17 protein-coding genes are annotated in these 22,622 nt (G+C 73.7%); 10 read left to right on the top strand and 7 right to left on the bottom strand.

Features of this window, described 5'->3' with window-relative positions; genetic code table 11:
* Positions 1-100 precede the first annotated feature (100 nt).
* The 3 genes from AC4BEG_RS19440 to AC4BEG_RS19430 all read left to right on the top strand — a co-directional run bounded on the left by AC4BEG_RS19440 (position 101) and on the right by AC4BEG_RS19430 (position 3,801).
* Positions 101-349 (top strand): DUF2530 domain-containing protein, encoded by a 249-nt coding sequence (locus tag AC4BEG_RS19440; RefSeq protein ID WP_490701017.1) that lies wholly within the window; start codon positions 101-103, stop codon positions 347-349.
* A gap of 75 nt (positions 350-424) precedes the next feature.
* Complete coding sequence (locus AC4BEG_RS19435; protein WP_490701016.1) at positions 425-2,890, top strand: cation-translocating P-type ATPase; 2,466 nt, start codon at positions 425-427, stop codon at positions 2,888-2,890.
* Positions 2,891-2,982: 92 nt separating this feature from the next.
* Complete coding sequence (locus AC4BEG_RS19430; protein WP_490701015.1) at positions 2,983-3,801, top strand: SAM-dependent methyltransferase; 819 nt, start codon at positions 2,983-2,985, stop codon at positions 3,799-3,801.
* A 105-nt stretch (positions 3,802-3,906) separates the two neighbouring features.
* On the opposite strand, the gene AC4BEG_RS19425 is transcribed toward AC4BEG_RS19430, so the two are convergent.
* The 3 genes from AC4BEG_RS19425 to AC4BEG_RS19415 all read right to left on the bottom strand — a co-directional run bounded on the left by AC4BEG_RS19425 (position 3,907) and on the right by AC4BEG_RS19415 (position 9,697).
* Positions 3,907-4,233, bottom strand: a complete 327-nt coding sequence (locus AC4BEG_RS19425; protein ID WP_490701014.1) for a hypothetical protein — start codon at positions 4,231-4,233, stop codon at positions 3,907-3,909.
* 239 nt (positions 4,234-4,472) lie between these two features.
* Positions 4,473-7,829, bottom strand: a complete 3,357-nt coding sequence (locus AC4BEG_RS19420; protein ID WP_490707130.1) for a sacsin N-terminal ATP-binding-like domain-containing protein — start codon at positions 7,827-7,829, stop codon at positions 4,473-4,475.
* Positions 7,830-8,791: 962 nt separating this feature from the next.
* Complete coding sequence (locus AC4BEG_RS19415) at positions 8,792-9,697, bottom strand: DUF3027 domain-containing protein (RefSeq protein ID WP_490701013.1); 906 nt, start codon at positions 9,695-9,697, stop codon at positions 8,792-8,794.
* A gap of 420 nt (positions 9,698-10,117) precedes the next feature.
* Between AC4BEG_RS19415 and AC4BEG_RS19410 the strand changes: the two genes are divergently transcribed.
* The 4 genes from AC4BEG_RS19410 (at position 10,118) to AC4BEG_RS19395 (ending at position 14,017) form a co-directional block, all read left to right on the top strand.
* Positions 10,118-11,680 carry an MFS transporter gene (locus AC4BEG_RS19410; protein WP_490707129.1) on the top strand — a complete coding sequence of 521 codons (1,563 nt, stop codon included), beginning with the start codon at positions 10,118-10,120 and terminating at the stop codon, positions 11,678-11,680.
* Positions 11,681-11,830: 150 nt separating this feature from the next.
* Positions 11,831-12,346: a hypothetical protein gene (locus AC4BEG_RS19405; protein ID WP_490701012.1), complete on the top strand. Its 516-nt coding sequence runs from the start codon at positions 11,831-11,833 to the stop codon at positions 12,344-12,346.
* A gap of 16 nt (positions 12,347-12,362) precedes the next feature.
* Positions 12,363-13,169 (top strand): futalosine hydrolase, encoded by an 807-nt coding sequence (locus AC4BEG_RS19400; RefSeq protein WP_490701011.1) that lies wholly within the window; start codon positions 12,363-12,365, stop codon positions 13,167-13,169.
* Positions 13,166-14,017 carry a 1,4-dihydroxy-6-naphtoate synthase gene (locus AC4BEG_RS19395; protein ID WP_490701010.1) on the top strand — a complete coding sequence of 284 codons (852 nt, stop codon included), beginning with the start codon at positions 13,166-13,168 and terminating at the stop codon, positions 14,015-14,017. The genes AC4BEG_RS19400 and AC4BEG_RS19395 overlap by 4 nt, the downstream gene beginning before the upstream one ends.
* Positions 14,018-14,201: 184 nt before the next feature.
* On the opposite strand, the gene AC4BEG_RS19390 is transcribed toward AC4BEG_RS19395, so the two are convergent.
* Positions 14,202-14,585, bottom strand: coding sequence for a cold-shock protein (locus AC4BEG_RS19390; RefSeq protein ID WP_490701009.1), 384 nt, complete (start codon positions 14,583-14,585; stop codon positions 14,202-14,204).
* Between the two features lie 146 nt (positions 14,586-14,731).
* On the opposite strand from AC4BEG_RS19390, the gene AC4BEG_RS19385 reads away from it, so the two are divergent.
* On the top strand, positions 14,732-15,049 hold the full coding sequence (locus AC4BEG_RS19385) for a hypothetical protein (RefSeq protein WP_490701008.1): 318 nt from the start codon (positions 14,732-14,734) through the stop codon (positions 15,047-15,049).
* 6 nt (positions 15,050-15,055) lie between these two features.
* Here AC4BEG_RS19385 and AC4BEG_RS19380 read toward each other — a convergent pair whose 3' ends face one another.
* The gene (locus AC4BEG_RS19380) at positions 15,056-15,721 is read right to left on the bottom strand and encodes an HAD family hydrolase (RefSeq protein WP_490701007.1); all 666 of its coding nucleotides are present in this window, start codon (positions 15,719-15,721) and stop codon (positions 15,056-15,058) included.
* A gap of 59 nt (positions 15,722-15,780) precedes the next feature.
* Positions 15,781-17,061, bottom strand: coding sequence for a hypothetical protein (locus AC4BEG_RS19375; RefSeq protein ID WP_490701006.1), 1,281 nt, complete (start codon positions 17,059-17,061; stop codon positions 15,781-15,783).
* Positions 17,062-17,177: 116 nt separating this feature from the next.
* Here AC4BEG_RS19375 and AC4BEG_RS19370 point away from each other — a divergent pair, with 116 nt between their 5' ends.
* Complete coding sequence (locus AC4BEG_RS19370) at positions 17,178-19,898, top strand: helicase-associated domain-containing protein (RefSeq protein ID WP_490701005.1); 2,721 nt, start codon at positions 17,178-17,180, stop codon at positions 19,896-19,898.
* A gap of 1 nt (position 19,899) precedes the next feature.
* Here AC4BEG_RS19370 and AC4BEG_RS19365 read toward each other — a convergent pair whose 3' ends face one another.
* Positions 19,900-20,745: a VanZ family protein gene (locus AC4BEG_RS19365; protein ID WP_490701004.1), complete on the bottom strand. Its 846-nt coding sequence runs from the start codon at positions 20,743-20,745 to the stop codon at positions 19,900-19,902.
* Positions 20,746-20,944: 199 nt separating this feature from the next.
* Between AC4BEG_RS19365 and AC4BEG_RS19360 the strand changes: the two genes are divergently transcribed.
* On the top strand, positions 20,945-22,594 hold the full coding sequence (locus tag AC4BEG_RS19360; protein ID WP_490701003.1) for a DNA repair helicase XPB: 1,650 nt from the start codon (positions 20,945-20,947) through the stop codon (positions 22,592-22,594).
* The last annotated feature ends 28 nt before the right edge of the window (positions 22,595-22,622 follow it).

Genomic DNA, 22,622 nt, shown 5'->3' with positions numbered 1-22,622 from the left:
ATCTATGAACAGCCGAACACCAAACGCCTGCTCCGAACTGCCCGGATGCGGCGGTATCCAGCCCGGATCGGCGTTTCTGCCCGGCGCTTAAGCTGTGCCCATGACGAAGTGGACCCCCAAGCACGAGGCGCCGCCGCCCCTGGAGGGCAACGTTGTGGCGACCATCACCGGCGGCACCATCGTGTGGTTCGTCCTCTTCCTCGTCCAGCTCCCCTTCTACGGCTGGTACGCCGACCACGGCCATCTGTGGTGGCTGGGGACCTGTCTGGCCGGGGGCGGCCTCGGGCTGCTCGGCATCTGGTACGTACGGGCCCGGGATGCCGCGATCCGCCGCTCCCGGAACGGCTGACGAGCTGCCGGGCCGGCGGCCGGTGTGCGACGCCCTGACAGGTGAGCGGTCCATCGCGCACGTACCGTCGAAGGCATGCCGGACCGGGCCGCCCCGGGACTGACCGCCGCCGAGGTCGCGGAGCGCGTCGCACGCGGTGAGGTCAATGACGTCCCGGTGCGCTCCTCCCGCTCGTTCACCGAGATCGTCCGCGCCAATGTCTTCACCCGCTTCAACGCGATCATCGGCGTACTGTTCCTGATCATCCTGGTCGTCGGTCCGCTCCAGGACGGGCTGTTCGGCTTTGTGATCGTGGCCAACACCCTCATCGGGATCGTCCAGGAGCTACGGGCCAAGAAGACCCTCGACTCCCTCGCCGTGATCGGCGAGGCCCGGCCCACCGTCCGCCGGGACGGGGTGGCCACCGAGATCCCCACCAGACGGATCGTCCTCGGCGACCTCATCGAGCTGGGCCCCGGCGACAAGTGCGTCGTGGACGGCGAGGTCACCGAGGCCGAGAGTCTGGAGATCGACGAATCGCTGCTCACCGGGGAGGCCGACCCGGTGCTCAAACAGCCCGGCGACACCGTGATGTCCGGCAGCTTCGTGGTCGCGGGCGGCGGCGCCTTCACCGCCACCCGGGTCGGCCGCGCGGCCTACGCCGCCCAGCTCGCCGAGGAGGCGTCCCGCTTCACCCTCGTCGCCTCCGAGCTGCGCAGCGGGATCAGCCGGATCCTGAAGTATGTGACCTGGATGATGGTCCCGGCCGCGGTCGGCCTGGTGATCAGCCAGTTCGTGGTGAAGGGGAACGACTGGCGGGGAGCGGTGCGGCGGACGGTCGCCGGAATCGTGCCGATGGTCCCCGAGGGCCTGGTGCTGCTCACCTCCGTCGCCTTCGCGATCGGGGTGATCCGGCTGGGCCGTCAGCAGTGCCTGGTGCAGGAGCTGCCCGCGATCGAGGGGCTGGCCCGGGTGGACGTGGTCTGCCTGGACAAGACCGGCACCCTCACCGAGGGCGGGATGGACGTCCGTGAGCTGCGGCTGCTGGACGGCCACGACATGACGTACGTGGGGCAGGTGCTCGGCGCGCTGGGCGCCAGTGACCCGCGTCCCAACGCCAGCCTCCAGGCGATCATCGACGCCTATCCGCGCCCGTCCGGAGCCGATGGCGACGGCTGGCGCTCCCGGGACGTGCTGCCGTTCTCCTCGGCCCGCAAGTACAGCGGCGCCACCCTCGACTCCCCCGGCGGCGAACGCACCACCTGGCTGCTCGGCGCACCGGAAGTGCTGCTGGCCGAGGGCGATCCGGCCCTGGCCCAGATCGACGAGCTGAACGCGCGCGGGCTGCGGGTGCTGCTGCTGGCCCGTACCGAGACCCGTACGGAGACCCGTACAGAGACCCGTACGGAGAGCGGCACCGAGAGCGGTGCGGGCGCGCTGAGCGGCGATGCCCCGGGCCCCCGGGCGGTCACCGCGGTCGCCCTCGTCGTCCTGGAGCAGCGGCTGCGGCCGGACGCGGCCGACACCCTGCGCTACTTCGCCGAGCAGCAGGTCGCCGCGAAGGTCATCTCCGGTGACAACGCGGTCTCCGTCGGTGCCGTCGCGGCCGAGCTCGGCCTCCCCGGCGCCGCGCGCGCCCTCGACGCGCGGCGGCTGCCCGCCGAACGGACCGGGATGGCGACGGCGCTGGAGGGCGGCACGGTCTTCGGACGGGTCACCCCGCGGCAGAAGCGGGACATGGTCGGCGCGCTCCAGTCACACGGCCACACCGTCGCCATGACCGGGGACGGCGTCAACGACGTGCTGGCGCTCAAGGACGCGGACATCGGTGTCTCGATGGGCTCGGGCAGCGAGGCCACCCGCGCGGTCGCCCAGATCGTGCTGCTCGACAACAGCTTCGCGACCCTGCCCTCGGTGGTGGCCGAGGGCCGCCGGGTGATCGGCAACATCGAGCGGGTGGCCCGGCTCTTCCTGGTGAAGACCGTCTATTCGGTGCTGCTCGCGGTGCTGGTGGTGTGCTTCCGGGTGGAGTACCCGTTTCTGCCCCGCCATCTGACGCTGCTGTCCACGCTCACCATCGGTGTCCCCGCGTTCTTCCTGGCGCTGGCCCCCAACAAGGAGCGCGCCCGGCCACACTTCGTCCGCAGGGTGATGCGGTACGCCGTCCCGGCCGGGTTGATCGCGGGCGCGGCCACCTTCGCCGCGTATCTGCTGGCCCGGCCCTACTACACGGGCCGGGGCGCGCTCCAGGCCGAGACCAGCGCGGCGACGCTGACGCTGTTCCTCATCGCGCTGTGGGTACTGGCCATCGTGGCCCGCCCGTACACCTGGTGGCGGATCGGTCTGGTGCTGGCGATGGGCGTGGGCTTCTTGATCGTGCTGGCCACGCCATGGCTCCAGCACTTCTTCGCGCTGCGCCTGGTGGGGGCGGTGATGCCGTGGGCGGCGGTGGGCATCGCCGTGGTGGCCTCGGCGGCGCTGGAGTGGGTGTGGCGCCGGATCGCCGCCGACGGTGACGGTGACGGTCGCGAGCACGACGAAGGCCATGCGAGTGCGCAGTGAGTCCCCCACCGCAATGCCGGGGCTCCACCCGCGATGTCGCGGTCTGAGCGGAACCCCACACGCTTCCCCAACTCACCAGTAATATAGGGGATATGACCGGTCCCCGCTTTCGCGCAGACGAAATCGACACCAGCAAGCCGCACTCGGCGCGCATGTACGACTACTTCCTGGGCGGCAAGACGCATTACACGGTCGACACCCAGGCCGCCGAGCAGGTCGAGGCCGTCTGGCCGGACGTCAAGCCGTGGACCCGCGCCAACCGGTCCTTCATGCACCGCGCCACACGCTGGCTCGCCGCCGAGGCCGGTATCCGGCAGTTCCTGGACATCGGCACCGGCATCCCGACCGAGCCCAACCTCCACCAGGTCGCCCAGGGCGTGGCGGCGGAGGCCCGGGTGGTCTACGCGGACAACGACCCCATCGTGCTGGCCTACGCCCAGGCCCTGCTGCTCTCCACGCCCGAGGGCCGCACCGCGTACATGCACGCCGACATCACCGAGCCCGAGGCGATACTCGCCGCGGAGGAGCTACGCGCCACGCTCGATCTGACCCAGCCGGTCGCCCTGTCGCTCAACGCGGTCATGCACTTCATCGCCAATGAACAGCAGCCGTACGACATCGTGCGGCGGCTGGTCGAGCCGCTGGCACCGGGCAGCTATCTGGTGCTCTCGCACGGCGCGCCCAACGCCCGCCCCGGGGTCTCGGACGCGGTCACCAACCTCTACCGCAGCAGCGGCATCCATGTGCAGGGCCGCACCCACGAGGAGATCCTGCCGTTCTTCGACGGCCTTGAGCTGGTCGAACCAGGTCTGGTGATGCCACATCGCTGGAAGCCGGAGAGCGAGCGGGCCCGGACCGAGGCGGAGGCCCTGGACCTGTGGATCTACGCGGGCGTGGCCCGCAAGCCCTGACGACGGCGCCGAAGCGCCGAGGTGCCGGGAAAGGCGAACGGCCCGGCCGCTGTCCCGGAGGGATGGGACGCGGCAGGGCCGTTCGCGGTATCACCGGTCAGGCCGTCAGCACTTCTTGATCTCGCCCGAGGACTCGAAGTGTCCCGAGTACGTCCACAGCGCCCCGCCGGCGTCCTGGACCGAGTACCACACGCCACCCGAGGTCTTGAGGTAGCACCAGACCCGGGCGGTCTCACCCCGCATGAACGTGCCCACCCTCCGGGAGTTGGAGGTGGCCTCCTTGTAGATCGGGGCTTCCTCGAAAGCCTTCAGCTCGATATAGCGCGACTTGGAGGCCGAGCCGCGGTCATCCGCGTGGGCCACCGGCGACACCGTCGCCGCCAGCGCGACCGCCGCTCCGACGAGCGCCGTCCCCCGTGCGAGCTTGCTCATGGGCACACTCCCTGTACGTCCGAACTGTCATCTGTCCGGACCCGGGGTCCCCGCACGGCCGGGTGTTCCCCCCGGCGCCGTGCCCCCGCGTCCTTCCGTCAGTCTGCCGGTGCGGGGGCCGGAGGGCGTTAGCGCTCGATCCACAGTTCGGTTGGCTCTGCGTCGACCCGTGTCCGCCGCGTCGGGCCCGCCCGGTCACCTGGCCCTGGGTCGTGGGTCGTGGGTCGTGGGTCGTGGACCTAGTCGAACCAGCGTGCCCGCGCCAGCTCCTCCGTACGCGTCAGATCCTCCAGCAGGGCCGCCACCTCGAAGCGGCGCGACCACTGGCCCGCGGCCCAGGCCAGCCCGGCCGCGACCCCCTCGACCGTCGAGGCGTGCAGGGTGCCGTCCACATACCGCCAGTCGAGCTCCACCCCGCTCTCCGTGTCGCCCGCGACGAGCAGTTCCTCGTGCTCGACGTACGACAGCGGGGCGGCCGGGAGGAGTTCGCGCACCGCCTCCGGGACCTCGTGCGGATCGCCGTGGGAGACCACCGGCGCCGGATAGACCTCGGTCAGCCGCCGCACCTGGAACAGTTCCGCCAGGTCCGCCGCCCGCGCGGGGCTCACCGGCAGCAGCGCCCGGCCGTCCGCCTGGGCCTGCGGCATCAGGTCCGGTGCGTCCGCGACCAGGGCCTCACCCGCGTCCACCACCCGCGGGCGGCCGTCCACCACGGCCCGCAGCTCGTCCGGCAGGGTCACCTGCTCGGGGTCCAGATCGGCCAACTGCCCGTAGAGCGCGCGCAGCTGGGCCGCGGTCACCTCGAGTTCGGGGTCGGCCAGCCGGGCCAGCAGCTCGGCCGCGCCGCCCGGCTCGTCCAGCAGGGCCGCCACCGAGGTCCGCACCCCGAGCGCCCGCAGCACCTGCTCGTCCTCGAACCCGGCCGCGTCCACCGCCTCGTAGAGCCCGGCCAGCAGCGGATCGCCGCCCGCCGCGCGCAGACCGGCGGGGCGGCGGCCGTCCAGCACCGGGTGGCCGCGCAGCCACCACGCGGTGTACGAACGCACGCTCTCCGTGGTGCCGTCCGGCAGCAGCACCCGCACCGGCGCGGTCAGCGCGTCGCGCAGCGGCGGCTCGGCGAGCATGGCCAGCGCCTGCGGCCAGGCGTCGTCGTCCACCAGGTCCAGGTCCCGTACGGCCACGATCTCGGTCGCCACCGGGGGCACCGGGGTCTCCGGCAGCCGGTCCAGCGCGTCCTCGCACCACACGTCCACCGCGTCCAGCACACCGACGTCGTCCGGCTCGGTGAAGTCGCCCTCGCGGGGCTCCAGCTCATCCGGGTCCAGCACCACATCGGTGGCTCGGGCGAGGGTGAAGTTCGCCAGCACCCCGACCGCGGTCAGCGGCTGTTCGCCCCAGCGCTCGGCCAGCTCGGCGTCGCAGGCGGCGAGTTCGCCCTCCCGCATCACCCGCTCGAAGGCGCTCCCGGGCAGGACCAGTTCCCCGGCGGGGGCCGGCTCCCCGTCCTCGTCCGGCAGCGCCAGCGCGGCCAGCCACGGTTCGTCGCCGGGCGCCAGCCGGGCCTGCTGGACGAGGCCGAGGACGGTGTCGGCCAGGGTGTCGGCGTCCAGCGCCGCGCCCAGCCCCCCGCCGTCCTCCAGATACGGGTCGTAGTCGTCCTCCGCCTCCAGCGAATGCGCCACGGCGGCGCGCACCTGGGGGGTGGTCAGTACGGCGCGCGGGGTGGCCGGGGTCGCGCCCAGCTTCTCCAGCAGCGGATGCGCGGCGTCCGGATGCGCGACCTTCAGGCCCAGCCGGGCCAGGGTGCGATGGGTTTCGGCGACGCCGTCGCCTTCTGCGATGTCGGTCTCCCCGGGCAGCGGGAGCAGCACCTGCCGGGGCCCGATCGTCGTCCGGCCGTCGGCCAGCGGCACCGGCAGCCCGCTGAGCCGGTCCGGGTCGGTTCCGGACAGCGCGTCGTACAGCCGCCGCCACCAGGACGGGTCGCGTTCCACCCCCGCCAGCCGGTCGATCACCTCGCCCAGCGGCACCCGCACCACGCCGAGCACCCGCAGCTCCGACCGCCGCTCGAGACCGGCGGGCAGCAGCGTCGGGAACAGCTCGGCCAGCACCTCGACGGTCGCGGCGCCCGCGCCCTCCACGAGCTCGGCGTCGCGGGGCCGCAGCGCGTACGGCTCGCCCTCCAGGGCACCGGGCGCGAGGACGTCGTCGTCCCAGCCGTCGAGGTCAGGGGCGGCCGGTCCCGGGGTGCCGGTGGCCGCACCCACCGCGGGCCCGCCCTCCGCCGCGTCCGGGCCGAGCGCGTCCGGCGAGCCCAGCCAGCCCGCCACCGGTTCGCGGCCGCTCTCGCCCGCCGCGGGCGCAGCCGCGCTGGGCAGGAACGGCACCCTCGGCAGCCGCTCCAGCACCCGCTGCCGCAGCTCACCGTCCAGCTCGCCCCGGCCGAGCTGTCCCGGGACCAGGCCGATCGTGCCGACCCCCACCGGATGCCAGTCGCGCAGCAGCGCCGCGTACGCCTCGGCCACGCGGTCCAGCAGGAAGTCCGTGAGCGGGCCGGGCGCGGTGTGGCGGCGGGTGGGCTCCAGCGGGAAGGAGGCGATCAGCAGCGCGGGCAGCCCCAGCGGCTCGTCCGTGGGCGTCGGCGCGTGCACGACCGGGGCCGTGGCGGGCCGCACCGGCGCGCCCTCGGCGTCCACCGGAACCGCCCAGGTCACCGACCACACCGGGCGCAGCCGCTCCTCCACCGGGCGGTCGGCGAGCAGCGCCGCGTCCAGCCGTCCGCCCGCGCTCTCGGTGCGCCAGCGCGTCGTACCGCGCTCACCGCTGTCCTCGACGACCGTGTACGGGCCCTCTGCGCGGCGCCGCAGCGTCCGTACGCCCTCGGGGGTCTCGACCACGACCTCCGCCAGGCCCGGCAGGGTCAGCAGCAGCGCGTCGTCGACCGCGGCGAGCAGCCGCTCGACGACATCCAGGGCCGCGCCGTCGCGCAGCGGCAGCACCACGACGGTGTCATAGCCGTCCGGGGCGGTGCCCTCGGCGGGCAGCGGCAGCCGCAGCAGCGGGACGTGCCCGTCCCGGCGGCGCAGCTCGTCCGCCAGACCGGGCGCGGCCTCGGCGGTGCGCAGGGTCAGCTCCCGGGCCTCGGCCAGCGACCAGCGGACCCCGCCGCTCCGGCCGACGACCGCGGGCTCGTCGCTCACCGCGAGTACCGCCGCGAACCCGACGCCGAACCGGCCCACGGCGCTCTCCGGCTCGTCCCGCTTGGCGGAGGCGCGCAGCGTGGACAGCGACTCGACGCCGGCGGCGTCCAGCGAGGCACCGGTGTTGGCGGCGGCCAGCACGGCCGGCTGGCCGTCGGTGGCCGGGTGCAGGGTGAGCCGGAGCCGTCCGGGCACCCCGGCGCGGGCGGCGGCGTCCGCCGCGTTCTGGGCCAGCTCGACGATCAGCCGGTCGCGGTGGCCGCCGAGCGCGAGGTCCTCCTCGGCGTTGGCGTCCTCCCGGAAGCGGGCGGGTGAGGCGGCCCAGGCGTCCAGCACGCCGCGCCGCAGCCGCGCGGTCCCGAACGGGTCCGCGTCCTCGGTCGCGCCTCGCACCATCGCCGTGCTGCTCACGTCTCGCCTCCGGAGTTCCTGATCCGTGCCCTGCGGTCCTGCTGACGGGTGCCCCCGCTGTCGGGTTCCCCACGAGATGCGATTCTCCACCGCCCCCGCCGGTCCGCCGGTCCGCCCACGAGGTGTCCATATCCGAACGCCCCTGGTGATGACGGACCCTAACGGCGAACGTACTCCCCCCGCGATCCACCCCACCGCCCCGGTCCCCACCGCGCCCGCCGCCGACGCGGCGGTCGGGGTCGGCAGGACGGCCGCCCGGGGCAGCCGCCCACGGGCCTCGGGGCCGGGCCCTGGGCTGGTGACATGCGGGGCCCCCACCGCGACCGATGCCGACGGCGGCGGGCGGGGCCGACGGGACGGCCCCGTGAGACTCGGCTTCTGGCCGCGCGGCGACGGACCGCGCCGTCCGCCAACGCCACCCGGCGCCGGTGGCCCGCTACCGAGACCCGGCAACGCGAAACCGGCCGGATATCGGCGTCGCGCACGGCAGCCGCCGCGCCCCGCCCCGCAGCGCAAGGCGGCACCGGACCAGTGTGAACACCCGGCCGTGGCTGCCGGGACGGCGCCGAGACACGTGACCGTGGGCTGAAAGCCATGGCCCCCTCGCCCGGGGCGGACCCGTGCGAGCCGACGCCGACCACCGGAGCCGGGCCCCAACGCGGCCAACGCCAACGGCAGCGGGCGGGGCGGCCAGGGCAGGCCCCCACGGGCCCCATGGCCAGGCCCGGCGGGCTGGCGACCGCGCCGCGACGCGAGTCCCCCGCCGGCCACCCGCGGACGGGGCGCCACACCCCACCCGCGGCGCAAGGCGGCACCGGACCAGGGCCCAGGCCGGATAGCCGACGGTCATCGCACGCCTGAGGCCATGCCCCCTCGCCCGGAGCGGACCCGTGCGAGCCGACGCCGACCACCGGGGCCGGGGCCCCCGGACCGCCGCCCGCGGAAGGCTAGGAGTGGCCCAGTTCCTCCGCCGGGGAGTCCGGCTCGACCGAGCCGCCCGTGCGGTCGGGGTGGAGGGGCAGCGGTTCGACGACCGTTTCGTCGAGGACGGGCTCGGCCGGGCGGGGCGGCTTCGGCATGACGGCGGCCTCGGAGTGCGCTCCGCAGCCGTACGCCAGGGAGACCACACGGCCGTCCGCCGGGCTGAACTCATTGGCGCACACGCCGAACGCCTGCCGCAGCGAGCCCGCAATCGGCACCAGGAAACCGCAGCTCGCGCAGGTGCCGGGGGCCGCCTGCGCCATCGGGGTCCGGGCGCCGAACGCGTCGTCCCAGCGGTCGGCGGCGACATGGAGGCCGTAGCGGGACAGCACCCGGGCGCGGCGCATGCCCAGCTCCTCGGCGACGGACGCGATCGAGCCGGTCGCGGGCGGTGCCCCCTGGGCGGCGGGCGCCCCGGGTGTCACATCGGCCTCTTCCACCGCGGCGAGCTGCTCCATCTCCTCGGAGACCAGGGAGTTGGGCGGCGGGGCGTCCTCGCCCGAAAAGCCCGCCTCCAGCCGCAGATCCTCGGCCTCGGTGGGGAGCAGATCCCCTGGCCCCATGTCGCCGGGGCGCAGCCGCTCGCTCCATGGCACCCATTCGGGCGCGAGCAGCGCGTCCGGGCCGGGCACCAGCACCGTCTCGTCCAGGGTGACGACCTTGGCCCGCGAGGCGCGGGTGACGGTGACCGCCCAGCGCCAGCCGCGGTAGCCGGGCTCGGGGCATTCGAAGAGGTGGGTGACGACGCGGTCTCCCTCCGCGACGGCGCCCACATGCTCGCCGACCGTTCCGGGCCGCGCCGCGTCCGCGGCGGCCTCGCGGGCGAGTTCGACCGCCTCGGCGCACAGACGGTCGGGGGTACGGCTTCGCATCGCAGCACTCACAGGATCGGTTCTCTCTTCCACGCCGTCGCAGCCGTCTGACGAGTGCGCCAGCCGATGGCCGGTCGGCGGGACTGCGGACGGAGCGGACCGTAGGACCGCGTCGACGTCCGCGCCCGTTCCGGCCTCGGGCGCACCTTGTACGTTCCATTCTGCGGGATGGCATCCCGGTACATGGCCAGGAACGACCGTCGGTGGCGCGCTACGCACGCTACCTTGTCCGGCCGGGCCGCCCCCACCCCCGTCCCACCCCGATCCTCCGTCATCCGCCCCATCCGAACCGCGTTTGCGCTGGACAGAGCGGGTTACCGAGGGACGACGAAAGCGTGGGACCGAACCGAACCGATCCGGAAAGCCGTCCAAGGTCTCACGTCCCGGCCGCGTTGGCTGCACCATGGTCAGGTGGCAGGCATGCGGTTCCACGGCAGCGGTCCGATCCAACGGTCGGGCCGCTGGGTCGCCCGCGCACTGCACCTCCCCTTCACCGCGACCGGCCGCGGCATCCGCCGGGCCACCCATGCGCACGGGGCCGGTGAGTCCGGGCTCGGCAAGCTGATCGAACTGCACGCGGTGAACTCGGCGGGCGACATGTTGATCACCGTCGCGCTTGCCTCCACGATCTTCTTCACGGTCCCGACCGACGAGGCACGCGGCCGGGTCGCGCTGTATCTGGCCATCACCTTGGCCCCGTTCGCCCTTCTGGCCCCTGTCATCGGCCCGCTGCTGGACCGCATTCCGCATGGCCGCCGCGCGGCGATGGCGGGCGCGATGCTCACCCGCGCGCTGCTGGCGCTGGCGATGGCGGGCGCGGTGGCGGGCGGTGGTCTGGAGCTGTATCCGGCGGCGCTGGGTGTGCTGGTGGCGTCCAAAGCGTACGGCGTGGTGCGGTCCGCGATCGTGCCACGGCTGCTGCCGCCCCGCTTCTCGCTGGTCAAGGCGAACTCCCGGGTGACCCTCGCCGGGCTGCTGGCGACCGGTGTCGCCGCGCCCGTGGGGGCCGGGCTGCATCAGCTGGGGCCGAGCTGGCCGCTGTACGGGGCGTTCGTGATCTTCATGGCGGGCGCGTTCCTGTCCTTCACGCTGCCGCACAAGGTGGACTCGTCCCTGGGCGAGGCGAGGGCACAGCTCACCTCGGGCGCGCATCATCTGCATCTGCCGGCCTCGGTGCACCGGCCCCGTCCCCGGACCACCACTCCTCCCCGACCCACGGCTCCTTCGGGCGCGCGGTTCGGACGCGGGTTCGGACGCGGGTTCGGCGGACGGTCCCGGGCGGCGCCCGGCGGGCGGTTCGGCGGTGCGTTCAGCTGGCTCTTCGGCGGGCCCTTCGGCGGACGCTCCGCTCAGCTCGGCAGTCCGCCCGGCGGCCGGGAGCGACGGCCCGGACTGCGCACCGTCGGCCCGTCCGTGCTGCACGCCCTCCAGGCGTGCGCCTCGCTCAAGGCGCTGTCCGGCTTCCTCACCCTCTTCCTCGCCTTCCTGCTGCGCGACCAGCCGGTGGGCGGGCTCAGCCCCGAACTGTCCCTCGGCCTGGTCGTGGTCGCGGCGGGCGGCGGCAACGCCTTGGGCACGGCGATCGGCGCCTGGCTGCGGGCCCGCGGCCCGGAGCGGATCATCGCGGTGGTGGTGACCTCGGCCCTCGGGGTGATCGTCGTGGCGGCCACGCTGTACGGCGCGGTGACGGTCGCCGCCGTCGCCGCCACGGCGGGCATCTCCCAGGCGCTGGGCAAGCTGTCGCTGGACGCGCTCATCCAGCGCGACGTACCGGAGGAGGTCCGCACCTCCGCCTTCTCCCGCTCGGAGACCACGCTCCAGATCGCCTGGGTCGTCGGCGGAGCCGTGGGCATCGCGCTGCCGCTCAACGGGGAGCTGGGGATGGCGGTCGCCGCGGTACTGGTGGCCCTGGGCGCCGCCGCGAGCGTACGGGGGCTGCTGTCCGCCGCCCGGCAGGGCGCGCCGCGCCCCCGGGTGGCCTGACGGGCGGGCTCGCGCGGGCCAGGAGCCGGGGCCGAACGGAAGCGGAATGGAAGGCGGAACGGAAGCGGAACGAGGGCCGGAGGCGGCGGCGAAACGCGTCGGAAGGAACCCCCGCGCGGGGTGATCGGAATGGACCGATAGCCTGCCCGCATGACCGCTGCGTTGTTTTCCAGGGGCAAGGGCCGCCGCGCCGCCACCGCCGCCTGTGCTGTTGCCCTCGGGCTCATCGCCCTCTCCGCCTGCGACAAGCCGACTCCGCTCGCGACGGTGACGGTCGGCTCGACCACCGTGACGGCCGAGGCCGCCCACGGCTGCTACAACGAGAGCGAGCAGCTCAGCAAGTCGGCGCTGGACAAGTGCCTGGCCAAGGCGCCGGAGAAGACGATCAAGGTGACCACCGGCGAGAAGGTGCGCATCGGCGTCGACCCGAAGATCGCCGAGTCCGGCTGGGCCGTGGTCGCCGGCACCCCGGTCATGAACCAGCCGAGCACGGAGACCTACCGCAGCTTCGACAGCGAGACCCTGCTGTCGCAGCAGAACCCCCAGACCGGGCAGGCGTCCCCGGTGGACAAGGTCACCCTCACCGTCGTCCAGGTGGACGAGGAGGGCAAGGGCAGCAAGCGGCCCAAGGGCCTGTGGCGCTTCAAGCTCGAGCGGGACTCCTGACGGACGACCGGCGCCGATGCGAGCGCTGATCGTCACGGCCGTCGCCGCGGAGCGGGACGCCGTGGTACGGGGCCTCGGACGCACAATCGCCGAGGCCGCCGCACCCACCGAAGTCGCCCTGCCCGGCGGCGTGCTGCACCGGCTGGAGTGGTCCGGCGCACCGGCCCTCTCCGTCGATGTCACGGCCGCCGGGGTCGGCCCGGCAGCCGCCGCGGCGGGCAGCGCCACCGCGCTGACCGCCGCCGCGCTCGCGCACGCCCCCTACGACCTCGCCGTCTCGGCCGGTATCGGCGGCGGCTTCACCGGCCCGGCCGGTGACCGGCCCGCTCCCCGCGCCCCGCTCGGCTCGGTCGTGATCGCCGATGCCGTGGTCGCCGCCGACCTCGGCGCCGAGACCGCCGACGGCTTCGCCGCCGTCACCGAGCTCGGCTTCGGCACCGTCGAACATCTGCCGCCCGCCGACCTCGTCACCGCCGCCACCGAAGCCGTGCACGCGGTCCGCGGCACCGTGCTCACCGTGTCGACCGTGACCGGCAGCGCCGAGCGGACCGCGGAGCTGCTGCGGCGTCATCCGCGGGCCGCCGCCGAGGCGATGGAGGGATTCGGCGTGGCGGAGGCGGCCGCCGCGCAGTCCGTGCCGGTCCTGGAGGTACGGGCCGTCTCCAATGCCGTCGGCCCTCGCGACCGGGCCGCCTGGCGGATCGGCGAGGCGCTCGAGGCTCTGGCGGTCGCCTTCGGGGATCTCGTCCCCGTCCTCAGAACCTGGAATCTGGAACCGGGCCCCGGCCCGGACTTCGTCGACCGGGAAGGAATCCGGCAGTGACCGAGCCCCTGAAGATCGCGTACTCCCCGTGCCCGAACGACACCTTCGTCTTCGACGCCTGGGCACACGGTCGCATTCCCGGGGCCCCACCGCTGGACGTCACCTTCGCCGACATCGACATCACCAACGGGATGGCCGAGCGCGGGGAGTTCGACGTACTGAAGGTGTCGTACGCCGAGCTGCCCTGGGTGCTGGACGAGTACGCGCTGCTGCCGTGCGGCGGGGCGCTGGGCCGTGGCTGCGGACCGCTGGTGCTGACCCGGGAGCCCGGCCGGGCGCCGGACCTGGCGGGGAAGACGGTCGCGGTGCCCAGCGAGCGTTCGACGGCGTATCTGCTGTTCCGGCTGTGGGCGGCGGCCGAAGTGCCGGAGGGCGTGGGGCAGATCCGGGTGCTGCCGTTCCACGAGATCATGCCCGCGGTGCGGGACGGCGCGGTGGACGCCGGACTCGTCATCCACGAAGCCCGGTTCACCTATCAGAACTTCGGTCTGCACTGCCTCGCCGACATGGGCGAGCACTGGGAGTTGACCACCGGGCTGCCGATCCCGCTCGGCGCGATCATCGCCAAGCGCTCACTGGGCGCCGAGCGGCTGCGCGCCATCGCCGATGCCGCCCGCACCTCGGTGCTGATGGCCTGGGACGACCCGCGGGCGTCCCGCCCGTATGTGCTGGCGCACGCCCAGGAGATGGACCCGGCCGTCGCCGACCAGCACATCGGGCTGTATGTGAACGAGTTCACCGCCGGACTGGGCGAGGACGGCTACGCCGCGGTGCGCGGGCTGCTGACCCGCGCGGCGGCCGAGGGGCTGGTACCGCCCCTCGGCCCCGATGCGCTGGCGTTCGTCTGACGTCTGCGTCCGTCTCCAGACGTCCGTCTCGATGACGTCCGTCTCCACGACGTCGCAGCGCCGCCTCTCCGGCGCCTCTTTGTCCGGAACTCGTCGCTGAACGTGTCTGATTCGTTACGCCCCGGGGTGACCTCGGGAGGTTCCGGAGTGGCTCGGGGCAGTCCCCGGGTGCCTACGCGCGGGCTCAGACGTCGAGCTGATCGGCCACCGCGCGCAGCATCCCCGCGATCTTGTGGCCATGTGCCTTGTCGGGATAGCGGCCGCGCTCCAGCTGCTGCGTCACGTTCTCCAGCAGGGTGGTCAGGTCCTGGACGATGGACGCGAGCTCATCCGGCTTGCGCCGCTGGGCCGCCGCCACCGAGGGGGCCGGGTCGAGCATCGTCACCGAAAGTGCCTGATCACCGCGGTTTCCCGCCACCACGCCGAATTCCACGCGCTGCCCCGGCTTCAGTGCGTCCACGCCTTCCGGGAGCACTGACGAGTGCACGAAGACGTCACCGCCGTCATCGCGGGAGAGAAAGCCGAAGCCCTTCTCACTGTTGAACCACTTGACCTTGCCGGTAGGCACGTCTGTCCTCGTCCTCGTCGCTCGTCGGAAAACACGGAAAAACAGCTCTGGATAGCACTACAGCGGGTCGTAGGACCCGCCACCACCAAGGCTAATGGTCCCGAGCCTGGTGACAAGACGTACCCGGATGGTTCCGGGTAGTTCGTATGGGCACTCAGGCACCGATCTACCCTGGTGCGGTGAGCAATGAAACCCCGCACCACGGAACCTCGCCCGGCCACACCGGAGACGGGCCCGGCGACCGGCTGGTACGCATCGGCGTGATCGTGTTCGCCGTCGGCGCCATCGCCACCCTCGCCACCGTCGCACCCATGTTCCTGGGCGCGGATCCGCTGCCGACGGCCGCGTACCTCATCTCCATGCTGATGGGCGTCGGCTTCGCACTCGCCGCGGCCGGAGTACTGCGGTCGATCGCGGCACAGCGGCGGGAGGCCACCCGCACCCCGGACAGCCGCGAAGCCTGACCGGGGTCAGCTCGCGGTCGACTCCCCGCTCCCGGACTCCCCGCTCCCGGACAGCTCCCCGTTGAGGTGGCGCTCCAGCCATGCCGGGAACGCCGTCAGGTCCTCGAGCACCACATCGGCCCCGGCCTGACGCAACTCCTCCGCACCGCACGGCCCGGTGGGCACCGCCACCGACAGCGCGTCCGCGACGCGCGCGCCCCGTATGTCACCGGTGTGATCGCCGACGTAGACCGTCGCCCCGTACTCGCGCAGCGCCTCCGCCTTGGCCTCGGCCCACAGCCAGCCGACGACCGCGTCCGGCACGATGCCCAGATGACTCAGGTGCAGCTTGGCGTTGGGCTCGTGCTTGGCGGTGACCACCACGCTCCGGCCCCCGGCCCGCCGCACCGCCTCGATCGCCTCGCGAGCGCCGGGCATCGCGGGCGTGGGCCCGACCGCGTACTCCGGGTACAGCTCGCGGTAGAGATCGCTGATCTCCGGGATCCGCTCGTCGGGGAACCAGTGTGCGAGCTCCTGCTCCAGCGGCGGCCCCAGCCGGGTGATGGCCAGCTCGGCGTCCACGAAGGTGCCGGTGCGGGCGGAGAGCTCTTCGTACGCCGCCTTGATACCGGGCCGGGAGTCGATGAGCGTCATGTCGAGGTCGAAGCCGACCCTCACCGTATGCGAAGCCATGCCCCTCATTGTGCCCTTCGCCCATGGACCGGTTCGTCGAGGCCGACCCGCCGCAGGGGTCAGCCCCGGCGCCGCGCCCGCCACACCAGGAACAGCACCGTGGCGACGGCCGCGGCCCGGACGACCACCGGCCAGGTGTCCGCGAGCGCGTCCTGCATCCCGTCCTTCGGGATCGGGTCACCCCACTTGCCCTTGCTGCGCCCCCAGAGCCAGGCCATACCACCGGCCGCGACCAGGCCGGGCATGACCAGCACCGCCCACTTCGCCTCGGCGCGGGAGTGCCGTCCGGTCGTGTACGCCAGCACCCAGCCGAAACCCAGCAGCAGGATGTTGCCCAGCACGGCGCCCGCGACCAGCAGCCCGATCGAGAGCAGCAGCAGGGGGCCGAGCCCCGCCAGCCACCCGGCCCCGGCCGCCGCGCCACCTCCGTCGTCCGCCGCCGCGGCCTCGCCGCGCCCGAACAGGGCACGCCGCAGCAACCCCCGGCGACGCGCCGGTGCGCTGCCGGAGTCCGCGTCCGCTTCGGCTTCCGCTTCCTCCTCGGCCGCGGCCCGCTCGGCGGCGTCCTTCGCGTACCGCTCCTGCCGTTCCCGTCGCTCCTGCTCGGCCGAGGTGCCGCCGAGCAGTTCGGGGATCTCGATCCCGCCGACGAACCCCTCCACGGCGCCGTACTGCGCGTCGTGCTGCTCGGGCTGGGCGAACGGGCCCGGCTCCACATGCCACCAGTCGGGGTTGGACTCGCGCGGGCCGAGCTCGTCCTCGCCCGCGAGGTGCGGCGGTGACGCGGCGGCCGAGCGCGGGGCCGGGATACCGGGGGTGTCGGGGGTGACGGGCGTGTGCTTGATCAGGTAGGTGCCGTCGCCCGCCCCGCCGTCCCTTCCGCTGCCGTTCCCCTCGCGCGGCGTGGGCACCTTGCCGGTCAGCCCGGTGCGTTCGGCGAGTCCGGCCAGCCTCTCCCGGGCCGCGCGGGCCGCGCCCGCCGCACCGCGCGGGGGCTCGGGGACGGCCGGGCCCGACGCGCCCGACGGGGCCGGTGCGGAGGTTCCGGAGGGGGTACCGCTCGGCGTTCCGGTTGACGCCCCCGTGGTCGCGCCCGCGCCCGGGTCGGGGGCCCGGCCGCCCGCGGCGGCCACCACGTCGGCGGGCGAGCCCAGCTTGGCGAGGATCCGCTTCACCCCGGCCGTGCTGTCCGTACCGCCGGTGGCCCGCCGGTGGTCGATATCGGCGCGGAGCCCGGAGACCAGCCGCATCCGGTCGCCCGACGACAACCCCTGCTGCTGGGCCAGGTCCCCGACGCGGCTCAGATAGTCGTAGACGAGCTTTTCGCTCTCGATCCCCACCAAGACCCCTGAGAATGCGCACGGTCGGCGTACCAAGACGGCTTCGACCGTACCGTGCGGGAGCGGTTTCCCGCCGCACCACCGGCCCCCGCCACCCCCCGGGTACTGTGGATCGAATGACCAGCTCGCGGAATCGGGAGGCGCGCGTGGCGGCAGAGACCGGCCCGGCGGACAGCGGCCGCGGCGCGCCGCGCACCCTCGCCGAGGAGTTGCGCACCCGCCCCGACGACGCCCTCGCCACGCTGCTGCGCGCCCGCCCCGACCTGCTGTCCCCGGTCCCCAACGACCTCACCCAGCTCGCCACCCGCGCCGGGACCCGCGCCTCGGTCGTACGGGCGGTGGAGCGGCTGGACCGGTTCGCGCTCCAGACCGCCGAGGCGCTGGCGGTGGCGCCCGACCCGTGCCCGTACGAGACGCTGCGCGATCTGATGACGGGGACGGACGAGCAGTCGGGCCCGCCGGCCGAGACGCCCCTGCCCGCCGAGACGCGCGCGCAGATCGCCGCCGAGCTGCCGCGCGCCGTGGCCACCCTGCGCGGCCAGGCCCTCGTCTGGGGCGGCGACGACCGGCTGCGGCTGGTCCGCACCGCCCGTGAACTGCTGGCCCCCTCCGCCGGCGCACCGTCTCCGACCGGACTCGGCCCCACCGTCCACGAGGCCGCGTCCGGGATGTCGCCGGGCCGCCTCCAGGAGCTGCTGACCACGGCCGGACTGCCGCCCACCCACGACCCGGTGACGGCCGTGGCCGCCCTGGCCGGGCTGTTCGCCGACCGCGCGCGGATGGCGGCGCTGCTGGCCCAGGCACCCGAGGGCGCCCATGCGGTGCTGGCCAAGCTGGTCTGGGGTCCGCCGTACGGCGAGGTGTCCGTGGCCTCGCCGACCCCGCCCGTCGCCTGGCTGCTGGACCGCGGGCTGCTGCTGCCGTCCGGGCTGCGCAATGTGGTGCTGCCCCGCGAGGTCGCCCTCCATCTCCGCGGCGGCCGCGCCCACCGCGCCCCCGAACCGCTGCCCCCGCCGCTGCCCCCCGCCGCCGAACACCGCCCACAGACTGTGGACAGCACCGCCGCGGGCCAGGCGTTCACCGCGCAGGCCACCGTCGAGGAGCTGATGGGGCAGTGGGAGAGCGCCCCGCCGCAGGTGCTGCGCGCGGGCGGGCTGAGCGTGCGCGACCTCAAGCGGACCGCCGCCGCCCTCGATGTGACCGAGCAGATCGCCGCCTTCTGGATCGAGCTGGCGTACGCGGCCGGACTGCTCGCCTCCGACGGCGAGACCGACGAGCGCTTCGCGCCCACCCCCGCCTACGACGAATGGCTGCGGCTGGCCCCCGAGGAGCAGTGGGCCGGGCTCGTCTCCGCCTGGCTCACCGCGACCCGTACGGCGGGCCTGGTCGGCGGCCGTGACGCCAAGGGCCGTACGCTCGCCGCGCTCGGGCCGGACCTGGACCGCTCCCCCGCCCCCGAGGTGCGCCGCCGTCTGCTCACGCTGCTCGCGACGCTCCCGGCCGGGGCCTCGGCGGACGCCGACGGGCTGCTGGCGCGGCTGCGTTGGGAGCGGCCGCCGCACCGGGGCACCGCGCCCGCTGTCCCGGCGCCCTCGGGTCCCGCGGGCTCCTCGGGCGCCTCGTCAGCATCCGCTTCCGGTTCTCCTTCCGCCGCCGGTCCGGGTTCCGGTTCTGGTGACGATCTGCGGTCACGGCTGGCCCGCTGGACCCTGGCCGAGGCCGAACTCCTCGGTGTCACCGGCCGCGCCGCTCTCTCCTCCCACGGCCGCGCACTCCTCGGCCTGCCGCCCGAGGGCCCTCCACCAAAGGGAACGGAGACCACGGCCGAGCAGCCGACCACCCCCGCCGAGACGGCCGCCGCGACCGCGAACGCCGCCCGCCTGCTCGCCCCGCTGCTCCCCGAACCCCTGGACCACGTCCTCCTCCAGGCCGATCTGACCGCCGTCGCCCCCGGCCCCTTGCAGCGACCGCTCGCCGAAACGCTGGGCGTGCTGGCCGAAGTCGAGTCCAAGGGCGGAGCCACGGTCTACCGCTTCACCCCCGCCTCCGTACGCCGTGCGCTCGACGCCGGCCTTACCGCCGACGATCTGCACACCTTCCTCGCCGCGCACTCCCGCACCCCGGTGCCCCAGCCGCTGGCGTACCTGATCGACGACGTGGCCCGTAAACACGGCCATCTGCGGATCGGCGCCGCCTCCGCGTATCTGCGCTGCGACGACGACGCGCTGCTCGCCGAGATCCTCGCCGACCGCCGATCCGCCGCGCTGCGACTGCGCCGTCTCGCCCCCACCGTGCTGGCCTCCCAGGCCCCGCCGGACGCGCTGCTCGACGGACTGCGCGCCATGGGGTACGCACCGGCGGCCGAATCCGCCGAGGGCGATGTGCTGATCACCCGCGCCGAGGCCCGCCGTACCCCGCACCGCACCGCGCCCACACCGGTGCCGGACGGCCCGCCGAGGCCCGACACCACCCTCCTCGGCGCCGCCGTGCGCGCCATCCGCGCCGGGGACCTCGCCGCCACCGCGCCCCACAAGCCGGTACCGGCGGCAGCGGGCGCGGCCACCGACGGAGCCGGGGCCGCCACCGGCCCGTCCGGCCGACTGCCGCGCACCACCTCCGCCGACACCCTCGCCACCATGCAGGCCGCGGCCCTCACCGGCTCCGCCGTCTGGATCGGCTACGTCAACGCGGACGGCGCGGCCAGTCAGCGGGTCATCGCCCCGGTCCGGGTCGAGGGCGGCTTCGTCACCGCGTACGACCACACCGCCGACGAGGTCCGCACCTATCCGCTGCACCGCATCACGGGCGTCGCCGAACTGGCCGACGAGGCCGGATAGCTCACGCCGCGGACGAGGACGAGGACGAGGGCTTGGTCCAGCGGTGCCACCAGTGGTGGCGCCGGGGGTGCAGCGCGCGGCCGAGCAGCCGTCCGATCAGGACGTAGCCCAGCAGGGCACCACTCGTATTGAGGATCACGTCGTCGACGTCGAAGGCACGGCCCTCGACGATCAGTCCCTGGGCCGTCTCGACCATCACCATCACCAGCCCGGTCACCAGCACCACCCGCACCGCACCCCGCGCCCTCGGCATCAGCATCGGCAGCAGCACCCCGAAGGGCGCGCCGAGCAGCACATTGCCGCCGATCTGCGTGACCGTGTCCTGAAAGGCGGGCTGGTCGAGGTACGCGCGCAGCGAGGCACCCGGACGCAGATTGGTGTGGACGAGGTCGGAGGAGCCCGGTGAGGGCACGAGCGTGGCCCTGGCGAGCGCCACCGCGAAACCGACCATGCAGACGAACGCCAGTAGCAGCACCAGCAGGCGTGCGGCTTGTGCCCACAGCGAATCGCGCTGAAGCGGCGGTCGCGTCGGCTCCGGCTTTGCCTCCGTCTTCGCGGACACCGCCCGCGTAGTCCTGGCCGCCGTCGCCGCCTTGGCCACTGTCTTCTCGGCCGGTGTCTTTGTCGCCGCCGCCTTCTTGGCCACCACCTTCTTGGCGGTCGTCTTCTTGGCGGTCGTCCTCTTCGCCGTGTCCGTCGGCGTCTTCTTCGCCGCCGCCGCAGCCTTCGTGTTCTTCGTCGTCGCGTTCTTCGCAGTCTTCTTCGGGGTCTTCTTCGGGGTCTTCTTCGCGCCGGTCGTCTTTGCCGCGCCGGTCTTCCGGATCTCCCACCCGGCGATCGTGACCACAGGGATCAACCTCCCACCGCTGTTCTCTGTCCCCGCTTGCCCCTGGCGGTGGGGAGTATCCCTGTGGCTCTGTGCGACCCCTCCGCTACATCCCCCACCCGTTTCCGCCCGATGAGGGACACTGGTTTTTTGGCCACCCGGCCGACCTCGCCCCCGGCCCGCCCGGCGGACCCCCAGCGACACGGAAGGATCCCGGCGCGTGAACGGACCCCTCATCGTCCAAAGCGACAAGACGCTCCTGCTCGAGGTGGACCACGAGCAGGCAGACGCCTGCCGCCGCGCCATCGCGCCCTTCGCCGAGCTGGAGCGCGCGCCCGAGCACATCCACACCTACCGGGTGACCCCGCTCGGGCTGTGGAACGCCCGAGCCGCCGGGCACGACGCCGAGCAGGTCGTCGACGCCCTCGTCGAGTACTCCCGCTACCCCGTACCGCACGCCCTGCTGGTCGACGTCGCCGAGACGATGGCCCGCTACGGCCGGCTACGGCTGCTGAAGCACCCCACCCACGGTCTGGTCCTGGAGACCAGCGACCGTCCGGTGCTGGAGGAGATCCTGCGGTCCAAGCGGATCCAGCCGCTGGTCGGCGCGCGCATCGACCCGGACACGGTGGTCGTCCACCCCTCCGAGCGCGGCCAGATCAAGCAGACGCTGCTGAAGCTGGGCTGGCCCGCCGAGGACCTGGCCGGTTACGTCGACGGCGAGGCCCACCCCATCGAGCTGCACGAGGACGGCTGGGCGCTGCGGCCGTACCAGAAGCAGGCCGTCGAGGGGTTCTGGCACGGCGGCTCCGGTGTGGTCGTCCTCCCCTGTGGCGCCGGAAAGACGCTGGTCGGGGCGGGTGCGATGGCCACCGCCAAATCGACCACGCTGATCCTGGTCACCAACACCGTCTCGGCCCGCCAGTGGAAGCACGAGCTGGTGCGCCGCACCTCGCTCACCGAGGACGAGGTCGGTGAGTACAGCGGTACGAGGAAGGAGATCCGCCCGGTCACCATCGCCACGTACCAGGTGCTGACCACCAAGCGGAAGGGCATCTATCCGCACCTGGAGCTGTTCGACTCCCGCGACTGGGGCCTGATCGTCTACGACGAGGTGCATCTGCTGCCCGCCCCCGTCTTCAAGTTCACCGCCGACCTCCAGGCACGGCGGCGGCTCGGTCTGACGGCCACACTCGTGCGCGAGGACGGCCGTGAGTCCGATGTCTTCTCCCTCATCGGACCCAAGCGCTTCGACGCACCCTGGAAGGAGATCGAGGCCCAGGGCTATATCGCGCCCGCCGACTGCGTCGAGGTCCGCGTCAATCTGACGGAGACCGAGCGGCTGGCGTACGCCACGGCCGAGGCCGAGGAGAAGTACCGCTACTGCGCCACCACCGACTCCAAGCGCCGGATCACCGAGGCGCTGGTGGCCCGGCACCGGGGGCAGCAGACGCTGGTGATCGGTCAGTACATCGATCAGCTCGATGAGTTGGGCGAGCATCTGGACGCGCCGGTCATCAAGGGCGAGACGACCAACGCCCAGCGCGAGAAGCTCTTCGACGCCTTCCGGCAGGGTGAGCTTTCGGTGCTCGTCGTCTCGAAGGTCGCCAACTTCTCGATCGACCTTCCCGAGGCCACGGTCGCCATCCAGGTGTCCGGCACCTTCGGCTCCCGCCAGGAGGAGGCCCAGCGGCTGGGCCGGGTGCTGCGTCCGAAAGCGGACGGCCATCCGGCGGTCTTCTACTCGGTGGTCGCGCGGGACACAATCGACCAGGACTTCGCCGCGCACCGTCAGCGGTTCCTGGCCGAGCAGGGGTACGCGTACCGGATCGTGGACGCGAACGAGCTGCTGGCGGACGAGGGCACGTAGGGGCGCCCGCTGTTGGGGACGCGCGCTG

This window comes from Streptomyces sp. JLBJ103 (assembly GCF_058215575.1).
Note: the sequence above shows the minus strand (reverse complement) of the source record. Positions and strands in the feature narration are given on the sequence as shown.